Genomic DNA, 10172 nt, shown 5'->3' with positions numbered 1-10172 from the left:
GTTCTTGTGTTTTTTTTTTTTGTTATAAACACACAAAAATACTCAAAAACAAAAAAGCCCCTGTTCCCACCGGCACCCAAAATGGGACCCTCAAACCGCCCGGGGCCTTTAATTCGTTCGCGAGGTCGCGGATTGTCCACAACCATCCACAGGGGGATGTGGATGGTCGTGCGGAACTACGAGGCGGTTCCGCTGGTGACGGTGGGCGCCGAACCAGGGGCGGTGCCGCGGGCGGCGGTGCGCAGGACGACGACCGCGACGATCACGGTGGTGACCGCGGCTACCGAGACCGCGGTGATGATCAGGGAGCCGATCGTGCGAGCGAAGATGAGCATCAGGGTCACCTCGAGGGCCAAGCCGATCCAGGTGACCGCGGCGAGAGCGGTACGTTCCACGGCGATCGCGGACAGCAGGGCGCCTTGCAGGACCGCGAGGATCGCGCCGTGCAAGGCGAACACCCACAGCATGCCCTGGATGGGCGCGTAATCCTGCCCGGCGAACAGCGGCGCGAGCGGAGCTGCCAGCGCGGCGCCGATCACCGCGACGACACCGATCACCGACAGCACCGAGAGAGCATCGCGTATCGCACGCGCCGAATGCGCGGGCTGGGCCATCCGCGGATACAGCACGACACCGACCGCCTGCGGCAGCCAGAACGCGATCTTCGTGGCGATGGTGCCCAGCGAGTAGCGGCTCGCGTCGACGTCGTCGAGGACGATCCGGACCACGATCAGGTCCACCGAGGACAGCGCCATCAACGCGGCCTGCACCTGAACGGCCCGCAGCACCGGAAGAACACCGATCGCCCTGCCCTTCGCAGCCCCCTCCCGGGCCGCCGAACCGGGATCGACCGCGCGCGCGGTCGATCGGGCGATGCGGCCGGCGCCGATCGCCGCGCAGACGATGCCTCCCGCACCGGCCCACAGTGCGCCGGTCGCGCCGCCGCCGAGGGCGAGTGCCACCAGGGCGGGCGCCACCCGCGCCGTCCCGGCCATCGCGAGCACCGCGGCCAGGGCGCGGAAATGGTTGCCACCCTGGAGAATTCCCTGTTCGCCGGACAGCACGACCAGCACGGGCGCGGCACCGAGCGCGGCGGCGGCAGCCCACACGCCGACGTGCAGTACCCCGGCGACCACCGGCACGAGCACCACGGCGACCGCGGCGACGAGCGCGGCGCAGCGCCACTGCATCGATCGCACGGCGCGCAGGTCGGCACCGAGGACGACCTCGCGCGCCACCACGTTCTGCATGGCCAGGGCGGGGACCGCGCACAGCAGCTGCACGGCGAGCAGGCTCGCGAACTCGCTGTACCCGGCGACGCCGAGCCAGCGGCCTGCCAGCAATTGCAGCAGGTACCCGGCGACGTTGGCGGTCATCGCGCCGGCCGTCACCCAGGTCAGGTCAGCAACGACAGGGGGGCGACGGACCGAGGACACGCCCCATCGTCGCACCTCGACGCCCTTCGCATCACCACTACCCCGAAAATGTGAGTCCGACCGGACTCACCTTGTTCGCCGCGAGCCCGCAGCCCCGAGAACAGGCCTCAATCACCTCACCTTGCCCGCCGCGAGCCCGCAGCCCAAGAACGGGGCCTCGGTCACCTCGCGGGCCGCCCCCGCATCGGGGCAGGCACACAGCGGACGCGGCACCTCACGACGGCGGATCGGACCGGCCCGGCCCGCCGGGCAGCTGGGCGATCGACGGGACGTAAGGTGCAGTGGCGTGACGGGAGATAGGCGTGCGAGGGCCTGGGTGGCCGGCTATTGCGCACTGCTCGCGCTGATCATCGTCGGTCCGCTGGCCGGATCGGGATACCTGCTGCTCCGCGACGCCGTCAGCACCCCACGCTCCTACCTCACCGATTCCGCCCTCGGCCTCGGCGCCGCCGCCCCCCGCGCCGTCCCCCAGGACGCCCTGCTCGCCGTCCTGTCCCCGATGATCGACGGCGGCCTCCTGGTAAAAGCGATCCTGATCGTCGCCCTGTGGTCGGCCGGCTACGGCGCCGCCGTCCTCACCCGCGAATTCCTCGCCGCATCAACCCCCGCCCAACTGGTAGCCGCCACCCTCGCCCTCTGGAACCCCTTCGTCGCCGAACGCCTCCTCCAGGGCCACTGGAGCCTCCTCGCCGGTTACGCTGCCCTCCCCTGGACCGCGCTCGCCGCCGTCCGCGTCAGGCAAGCGACACAGCGCCACCGCCCACCTAGCGTCGCCAGAACGGCCACAAGCGTAGGCACGGACACCCGCGCGCCGACAGGCGCTCCCGCGAACGGCGGCACGAGCGCAGACGCCAGCGCGAGTATGAGCGTCAGCGCGAACACAGTTGCAGAAGCCGCTGCTAGCGCCGCCGCAGGCACGGACACCCGAACTCCGACAGGTGCTCCTGCGAATGCGAGCGCAGACGCCGACACGAGTCCAGACGCCGGCACAAGTGCGAGCGTGGGCGCGAGCGAAAGCGCAGACGCCAGCCCGAGCGGGGGCGCGAATGCGGGTGCGGGCGCACGTACAGGTGCCGTTGCCAACGTGGGTGCGGATACCGACGCCGATCCAGGTGCAAGAACCGACACCCATCCGGGCGCAGATGCGGACACCAGCGAGGGCGGGGGTCCCGACACGCATGCAGGTATGCGCGCACGCGCACCGCGCAGCGCTGGATCTTCGAGCTCAGCCGGGTCCGGTGGCCGCGGCGAGCTCGCCGTGGGGCGAGGGTCGTTCGGCGCGTGGGCGGCACTCGCTGCGAGTTTCGCGGCTGCCGGGCTGACGCCGACCGGATCGCTGCTGGCTGCGATCGTCGGGCTTGCGCTTGTCGGGCGGCGGGTGTTCCTGCCTGCGACCCTGCTGTGGATCGCCACCTGTGCGCCGTGGTTGACCGCGACGGCGCTCGGGTCGGGTGCGGAGCCGTCCGATCCGGCCGGGGTGTCGGCGTTCGCGGCCAGGGCCGAGCCGTGGCTCGGCACGTTGGGCAGCTTGGCTGGGCTGGGTGGGATCTGGAACAGCGAGGCGGTGCCTGCGACCAGGACGACCCCGTTGGCACTGGTCGGGACGGTGTTGTTGCTCGGTATCGTCGCGCTCGGTGTGCGGGCCGTATGGGCGCAGGGGCGGGATGGCCGGACATTGCTGGTGATCGCGGCGGTGGCGATCGTGTTGCCCGCGCTCGGTGCGACCAGTGCGGGGCTCGCGGTCGGTGAGTGGCTGGTGGTGAACGTGCCAGGGGCCGGTCTGCTGCGCGATACGCAGAAGTACGTGGCGCTGGCGATGCCTGCGTACGTGCTGTGCGCGGCGGCCGCGTGCCGGACAGTGGTGGCGTGGGGGCACCGATACGCGGCCGATCACTCCGAGGCAGATCCCGATCGTGCGGCGGAGCCCGGTCCTGCGGCGGAGCCCGATCGTGCGGCGGAGCCCGATCGTGCGTCTTATCCCGGTCTTGCAGCGGATCCCGGTCTTGCAGCGGATGCGCGATCAGGCACTGCCGTAACCTCCGCTGTCGCGATTGTTTTCATCGCGCTGCTGATCCTGCCGCTGGCCGACCTGGCGTGGGGGGTCGGCGGCAAGATGCGCCCGGTGCATTACCCGGCAGGCTGGGCGCAGGTCGTCGACCGCATGGACGCACCTGGTGACGTCGCCGTCCTCCCGACCGGCATGTTCCGCCGATTCCCTTACAGTGGAACAGCTCCCGTCCTCGACCCAGCCCCACGCATCCTCCCGAACGACGTCCTGCAAACCGGTGAACTCCGGGTCCGCGGCTATGCCGTCACCGGCGAGGGCAACCGGGCTCGCACGGTCGAAGACGCACTATTGCGTGGCGCGACACCCGCCGAGATCGCCGCACTTGGGGTCGGCTGGATCCTCGTGGAGCGCACCACCCCGGGCCCACTCGTCGACTCCGAAAAGACCCTCACCGCAGCGGAATTGGTCTACGAAGACACCGACCTGGCCCTGTATCGCATCCCGGGACACACCCCCACCGACATCGCCACACCGGCACAACAGTGGATATCCGCGGCAGCCCACCTTCTCTGGGCTGCCCTGCTCGTCGGCGGACTGCTCGCCGCCGCACTCCTACCTCGAATCAGCCCTGCGCGGGCGGCGCGACCAACCCCGTGACGAAATCACCACGGGCGGCAGCGAAAAGCACTTCGTAAACCCCGGAACCTGTTTGCTCCCAGGAGAATTCATGGGCCCGCGCCCGCGCCTTCTCCCCCATCATCATCCGGGTATCCGGATCGGCCAGCAGGTCACCGGCCGCTTCGGCGAGCGCGGGCGCGTCGTCGACGAGCAGCCCGGTGACGCCGTCGACGATGGAATCGGTGAGCCCGCGTGAGCTGCGGTAACCGATGGTCGGCACCCCGTGCTGGGCCGCTTCGATGACGGCCAGACCCCACCCTTCCTTGCGGGAGGGCATGACGTGGACCCACGCCGTGGACAGGATCTCGTGCTTGCGGCGTTCGTCGACGTGCCCGTGGAAGGTGACGGCGTCGGCGATGCCGAGCTCGTCGGCGCAGGCACGCAGGTTCGGCGCCCACCAACCGTCGCCGATGACGTCGAGGTGCACGTCGGGGAACCGCCGACGCAGGGCGGCGACGGCGGTCAGCGCGTCCTCGATCTGCTTGTGCGGAACCAGGCGGGACAGGACGGCGATGCGCGGATGGTCGGCGCGCGTGGCGTCGGCGCCGGGCACGACCTCGGCGGGCACCGGTTCGGCACCGTTGCGGACGACGGCGATGCGCTCGCGGTCGACGCCGAGCACGGCCAGCTCCTCGGCCGAGGGCAGCGACACGGTGAGGTACTGGTTGGCACGGTGCACACGCGGCGACAGGCGCGACTCGATCCACCAGCCGATCCGCCCGACCAGCTTGCCCGCGACCGGCCACTGCTCGCGGTGACCGTGGTGCACCAGCACCACCGAGGGCACGCCGGTGGCGCCGGCGAAGAAGGGGATGCCGTTCTGGGTGTCGATCACGACGTCGGGGCGCACGTCACGCAGCGGCCCGATCCCGAGCCGACCGGCCATGATGGCGACCAGCGCCCGCGGATACACGGTGAACCGGCCACCGGCGCGGCTGATGTCGATGCCGTCGATCCGCTCCCGCCGGGGCGCACCCGGGTAACCGGCCGTACGCAGGGTGACCTTGATGCCGCGCGCGGCGAGCTGGGCGCCGACCTGCTCCAGGTACCGCTCGCTGCCGCCGCCCTGCGGGTGCCCCGTGTCTCGCCAGCACAGCAGGAGGACTTCACGCACGGTCGGGCTCGCAATCGGGTCGGTCGAGGACAAAGGTCGGCCCCCACCCTAGCGGGTGTGTTCTGCGCGACACATCGATATCGACGGCGACCGTCCGCTGTGTCCGGCGGACCGCGCGAGCACCCCCGGTGACGCTGCCAATAAACTCTGCCCGTGCCGACCGCATTCCTGCCGAGAACCGAGCAGCACGTCCAGCGCCGCGACCAGTCCAGGTTCGCGCGTCGCGCGACGCTGCGCCGCTCGCTGCGACTGCTCACCAGCTTCCGGTTCGAGCAGTCCGACCCGGCCAGGTTCTACGGCGGCATCGCCACCGACAGCGCCGACCTGATCGGCGACTTCTACGCCGACATCGCGGGCCGCGACCTCACCGGCACCGTCGTGCTCGACGTCGGCGGCGGGCCCGGCTACTTCGCCGACGAGTTCACCGCGGCGGGCGCGCGCTACGTCTCGGTCGAGCCCGACCCGTCGGAAATGCACGCGGCGGGCCTGCGGGTCTCCGGTTCGGTCCGCGGATCGGGGATGGCATTGCCGTTCCGCGACAACGCCTTCGACGTCTGCTTCTCCTCGAACGTGGCCGAGCACGTACCGCAGCCGTGGGTGATGGCGGAGGAGATGGTGCGCGTGACCAAGCCCGGCGGCCTCATCGTGTTCTCCTACACGGTGTGGCACGGGCCGTTCGGTGGTCACGAGACCGGCCTCTGGCACTACCTCGGCGGCGAGTACGCGGCCCGCCGGTACCGTCGCAAGCACGGGCGCGAACCCAAGAACAGGTTCGGCAGGTCACTGTTCGCGGTGACCACCGCCGACGGTTTGCGCTGGGCGGCAACGACTTCGGCCGACGTACGAACCGTCTTCCCCCGCTATCATCCGCGCTGGGCGTGGTGGCTTGTCCGAGTTCCGGTGATCCGCGAGCTACTGGTGAGCAACCTGGTGGTCGTCGCCACCAAGGTCGATCAGCCCAGCCAGCTCAATCGACGCGACCTGCGGACAGGTTCCGGTAGCGCGCTGGCCCACGGCGACTCCTGAATCGCCAGGCCAACGGTCTCCAGCGTGGTCAGTCCGACCTGATCGGCGAGCACCCCGACCATCGCGACCACCTCGGCGGCCTGGATGGCGGCAGTTGCCTGCTCGATCGTGAGTGTGCGGCCCGGCAGGAATGACACAACCCATCCCCCACTGCCCACACTCTTCGCTTGATGGTCGGTCTGGTCGCTGGTCATCAACGATCGGCCGATCACTTGCACAGCCATGAGTCGGTCTCCCCAATTCGCTGTAAAGGTCTGATGAATCGAGCGAGCTGATCAGTAGCTAAAGCATCCCCTTTTCAACAACAGAACGCAATAGTGCGTTTACCCGAAAACCGAACCGACAGGTTGGAATTCGCCCTGTTCACAGTTGTTGCGGGACAGCGAATTAGAACGTGTTGCAGACAACCCGGCTACAAAACTGTAACGTGTTCTTATGCACTACGACAGTCTGTTCATCGGCGGGAAGTGGACCACCCCTGCCGGTAGTGACCGCATTTCCGTGGTCTCACCCGCAACGGAGGAGACCGTCGGCAGCGTGCCCGCGGTAACGAAGGCCGATGTGGACGCGGCGGTCGCCGCGGCCCGCGACGCCTTCGACAGCGGACCGTGGCCATCCACACCGCCACTGGAACGAGCAGAGGTGCTCACCAGGGCGGCCCGACTTATCGAGCAGCGTTCGCCCGAATTGCTCGCCGCGCTCACCGCGGAGATGGGCGCGCCTTCGTTAGCCGCCTTGACACTCAACCAGATTCCGGCCGTCGCCGCGCTCGACGCCTGGGCGGCACTGGCTAAGACGTTCCAGTGGAACGAGACTCGCACCGGCCTGTTCGGAACCTCCCGTGTCTCACGGGAACCGCGCGGCGTCGTCGCGGCGATCACCGCCTGGAATGTCCCGATGTTCCTCGCCGCGAACAAGCTCGGCCCCGCCCTGCTGGCCGGCTGCACCGTGGTGCTCAAGCCGTCGCCGCTGACCCCGCTGACGGCCAACCTCCTCGCCGACATCTTCACCGAGGCCGGTCTCCCGGACGGCGTGCTCTCGGTACTGCCCGCCGACGCCGCGGAGAGCGAATACCTCGCAAGCCACCCCGGCGTCGACAAGGTGACCTTCACCGGCAGCACTGCGGTCGGCCGCAAGCTGGCCGCGATCGCGGGCGAGCAGCTCAAGACCGTCTCGCTGGAGCTCGGCGGCAAGTCGGCCGCCATCGTGCTCGAGGATGTCGACCTGGCCGCCAGCATCCCCGTGCTGGCGTTCTCCGGGCTGATGAACAGCGGGCAGGGCTGTGTCGCGCAGACGCGCATCCTCGCGCCGCGCAGCCGCTACGACGAGATCGTCGACGCGCTGGTCGCCCACGTCAAGACCATGCAGACCGGCGACCCGACCGATCCGGCCACCCAGCTCGGCCCGCTGATCAGCGAGAAGCAGCGCGACCGGGTGGAGAGCTACATCGCCAAGGGCAAGGAAGAGGGCGCGCGCCTGGTACTCGGCGGCGGCAGACCTGCCGGCGTCGAGCGTGGCTGGTTCGTCGAGCCGACGATCTTCGCCGACGTCGACAACGCGAGCACCATCGCCCAGGAGGAGATCTTCGGGCCCGTGCTCTCGGTGATCCCGTACGAGACCGAGGAGGAGGCGATCGCCATCGCGAACGACTCCGACTACGGCCTTGCCGGTTCGGTGTGGACCACCGACATCGAGCACGGCGTCGAGATCGCGGCCAAGGTGCGCACCGGCACCTACGCGATCAACTGGTACGCCTTCGATCCCACCGCACCGTTCGGCGGCTACAAGAACTCGGGGATCGGCCGCGAGAACGGTCCAGAGGGGCTCGACGCGTTCTGCGAGCAGAAGTCGGTGCTGATGCCGATGGGCTGGACCGCTGGCTAGTTCTCGGGCATCAATACCCGGAGGACCGGCTGTCCGGCCACCTGGCCCCGGGGCGGTAGGTCGACCACGTCGACCCGCCACCCCGGCGGCAGGGCCCGTTGCAAGCGGCCCGCCACTCGTTGCAGTGGCGTACTCGAGTAGGTATCGGACTTGTATCCGGTCACCAGATCGGTCATGCGTCAACCACCTCTCAGCGTCGATTCGTCGGGACCGCGTCTGCGGCGCTCGAGTCTCGAAAGGGAGTTAGCTCGGATGGTGCGACGTGCTGCCCAGGAATATAGGTGACATCGCCCGTCCGCGGACAGCGACCCTCTGACATCGACAGATGTACCCATAATCTACTCGGGGAAATCGTCCGCGACGGAAGTGATCGGAAAACCCCGGGTTCGTTTGCCCTGCTCCGCGCCGCCCACCGCCCTGAAAAGCAGCACTGAAATCGGTGCTGCGCCGGATCGCGGTTCAGCGCCGAATCGGGCGCCGACGGCGTGCGCCCGGTCGCGGCACGCACGTTCCAGCACACGAGCTAGGCGGCCGCAGCGCTCTCGAGGCACGATGTACAGGCACAGGTCGAGGCCCGCGGACAGGCTCGCCGAGGTCAGGATCCTGCACCGGGCCTGCCCGCTCCGCAATACTCGACGGATACCGGGATCCATCGCGTCGGAGGAGATCGACCATGCTCACCGTGTCACCCGCCCTCGACTGGGACTGGGCCACCCGCACCGGCGGAAATCTCACCGCCGCCCAGCGCCGCGCCCTGACCTTCGGGTTGCTGCGCACCGCACCCGCGCTGGTGCCCGGCCGGATCCGCCACGCGCTCGGCCGCCGCGGCGCCGGACGGCTCGACCTCGCCGAGCTGCGCCTGCCGGACACCGCACTCGCTCTCGCCGCGGAAATCGAAGCGCGCGAACAGCTTTCGGATGTCGTCCTGGCGCATTCCTACCGCACCTACTTCTTCGCCCGCGCGCTGGCCGAGCTCGACAAAGTCGACTACGACGACGAGATCGGCTACGTGGCCAGCCTGCTGCACGATCTGAAACTCGAAACACCAACGCCCGGCAGGTGTTTCGCCGTGGCCGGCGGCGAATCGGCGAACGCGTTCGCACTGCGCCACGGCGCACCGGCCGAGCGCGCCGAGTCGATCGGCGCCGCGATCGCCGCGCATATCAATCCCGATGCGGCCGGAAATCTCAGCGACCCAGGCGGTTTCGTCTCGGCGGGCGCATCGGTGGACGTGCTCGGCAGGCGGCTGTCCGACCTCGACGCCGCCTTCGTCGGCGACCTGCTCGCCCGGCACCCACGCCACCACCTCAAGCAGCACCTCATCGACTGCTTCGACGCCGAGGCCGCCGCGGTACCCGACGGCCGTATCAACTGGCTCAAGGGCACCGGCTTCCTGCAGCTGATCAAACTGGCGCCGTTCGCCGAGTAGGCGAGCCCCGCCCGGCGTTTAACAAATGTTAAACTGGCTGGTATGAGCACAATCGCCTTCCGAGCCACCCAGGCCGACAGGGAACTCGTCGAGCGACTGAGCCGCGACGGGGAAACCGCCTCGGACGTCCTTCGCCGTGCCTTACGCGTTCTCGATCGAGAACACTGGCACGCCGAAGCCCAAGCCGACGCCGATCGCATCATCGCCGTCGGGGAAAACCTCGCCGACGAGCCTGATGCCTGGTGATCCGGGGCGCGATCTACCGCATAGATCTCGGGGAGGCCCGTCGTGGCCACGAACGGCGGGGACGCCGCTACGGTGTGGTGCTGTCGCGCACCGACTGGACCATGGTGACCATGGTGCCGACATCGACCAGCGCTCAGCCGTCTCGGTTCCGCCCCGAGATCAACCTCGATGGCCGGACAACGCTACTGCTCGTCGACCAGATCCGCTCGTTGGACATCGACTATCTGAAAGGCGATCCGGTGGCCTATCTGACGCGCGAAGAGCTCACCGCGCTGGACAGTGCCGTCATCCGATATCTCGGCCTGGACTGAGCAAACAAGCAGAACCCGGCCGTACCGAAAGAGGTGCGGG

General features: G+C 69.0%; 9 protein-coding genes. 6 read left to right on the top strand and 3 right to left on the bottom strand.

Translation table 11 applies throughout. The features are described 5' to 3' along the window. Positions 1-176 precede the first annotated feature (176 nt). The gene (locus ACFWPJ_RS15055; protein ID WP_378851472.1) at positions 177-1376 is read right to left on the bottom strand and encodes a polysaccharide biosynthesis protein; all 1200 of its coding nucleotides are present in this window, start codon (positions 1374-1376) and stop codon (positions 177-179) included. 346 nt (positions 1377-1722) lie between these two features. Here ACFWPJ_RS15055 and ACFWPJ_RS15050 point away from each other — a divergent pair, with 346 nt between their 5' ends. Further along, positions 1723-4101: a hypothetical protein gene (locus ACFWPJ_RS15050; protein WP_378851470.1), complete on the top strand. Its 2379-nt coding sequence runs from the start codon at positions 1723-1725 to the stop codon at positions 4099-4101. On the opposite strand, the gene ACFWPJ_RS15045 is transcribed toward ACFWPJ_RS15050, so the two are convergent. After that, positions 4067-5236 (bottom strand): glycosyltransferase family 4 protein, encoded by a 1170-nt coding sequence (locus ACFWPJ_RS15045; protein ID WP_378851467.1) that lies wholly within the window; start codon positions 5234-5236, stop codon positions 4067-4069. The two genes, ACFWPJ_RS15050 and ACFWPJ_RS15045, sit on opposite strands and share 35 nt — an antisense overlap. Before the next feature lie 153 nt (positions 5237-5389). On the opposite strand from ACFWPJ_RS15045, the gene ACFWPJ_RS15040 reads away from it, so the two are divergent. Continuing rightward, entirely contained in the window at positions 5390-6262 is an 873-nt protein-coding gene (locus ACFWPJ_RS15040) for a methyltransferase domain-containing protein (protein WP_378851464.1), read from the top strand. Between the two features lie 435 nt (positions 6263-6697). Continuing rightward, positions 6698-8146: an aldehyde dehydrogenase gene (locus ACFWPJ_RS15035; protein WP_378851461.1), complete on the top strand. Its 1449-nt coding sequence runs from the start codon at positions 6698-6700 to the stop codon at positions 8144-8146. On the opposite strand, the gene ACFWPJ_RS15030 is transcribed toward ACFWPJ_RS15035, so the two are convergent. After that, complete coding sequence (locus tag ACFWPJ_RS15030) at positions 8143-8322, bottom strand: hypothetical protein (protein WP_378851458.1); 180 nt, start codon at positions 8320-8322, stop codon at positions 8143-8145. The two genes, ACFWPJ_RS15035 and ACFWPJ_RS15030, sit on opposite strands and share 4 nt — an antisense overlap. A gap of 497 nt (positions 8323-8819) precedes the next feature. Between ACFWPJ_RS15030 and ACFWPJ_RS15025 the strand changes: the two genes are divergently transcribed. From ACFWPJ_RS15025 to ACFWPJ_RS15015, 3 genes are read left to right on the top strand one after another with little or no spacing between them, the layout of a single operon-like run. Further along, positions 8820-9575 carry a phosphohydrolase gene (locus tag ACFWPJ_RS15025; RefSeq protein WP_378851455.1) on the top strand — a complete coding sequence of 252 codons (756 nt, stop codon included), beginning with the start codon at positions 8820-8822 and terminating at the stop codon, positions 9573-9575. Positions 9576-9617: 42 nt separating this feature from the next. Then, positions 9618-9821, top strand: a complete 204-nt coding sequence (locus tag ACFWPJ_RS15020; protein ID WP_378851452.1) for a hypothetical protein — start codon at positions 9618-9620, stop codon at positions 9819-9821. Further along, a complete protein-coding gene (locus ACFWPJ_RS15015; RefSeq protein WP_378851450.1) occupies positions 9818-10132 on the top strand; it encodes a type II toxin-antitoxin system PemK/MazF family toxin in 315 nt (104 codons plus the stop codon). Before ACFWPJ_RS15020 ends, ACFWPJ_RS15015 begins: the two co-directional genes overlap by 4 nt. Positions 10133-10172: the final 40 nt, after the last annotated feature.

The organism is Nocardia sp. NPDC058497, assembly GCF_042720195.1.
In the GTDB taxonomy this organism is placed as follows: Bacteria; Actinomycetota; Actinomycetes; order Mycobacteriales; family Mycobacteriaceae; genus Nocardia.
Note: the sequence above shows the minus strand (reverse complement) of the source record. Positions and strands in the feature narration are given on the sequence as shown.

Excerpts from the sequence above, each read along its gene's own strand:
- ACFWPJ_RS15055 (WP_378851472.1), bottom strand. The coding sequence starts at position 1,376 with ATGACCGCCAACGTCGCCGGGTACCTGCTGCAATTGCTGGCAGGCCGC.
- ACFWPJ_RS15035 (WP_378851461.1), top strand. The coding sequence starts at position 6,698 with ATGCACTACGACAGTCTGTTCATCGGCGGGAAGTGGACCACCCCTGCC.
- ACFWPJ_RS15030 (WP_378851458.1), bottom strand. The coding sequence starts at position 8,322 with ATGACCGATCTGGTGACCGGATACAAGTCCGATACCTACTCGAGTACG.
- ACFWPJ_RS15025 (WP_378851455.1), top strand. The coding sequence starts at position 8,820 with ATGCTCACCGTGTCACCCGCCCTCGACTGGGACTGGGCCACCCGCACC.
- ACFWPJ_RS15020 (WP_378851452.1), top strand. The coding sequence starts at position 9,618 with ATGAGCACAATCGCCTTCCGAGCCACCCAGGCCGACAGGGAACTCGTC.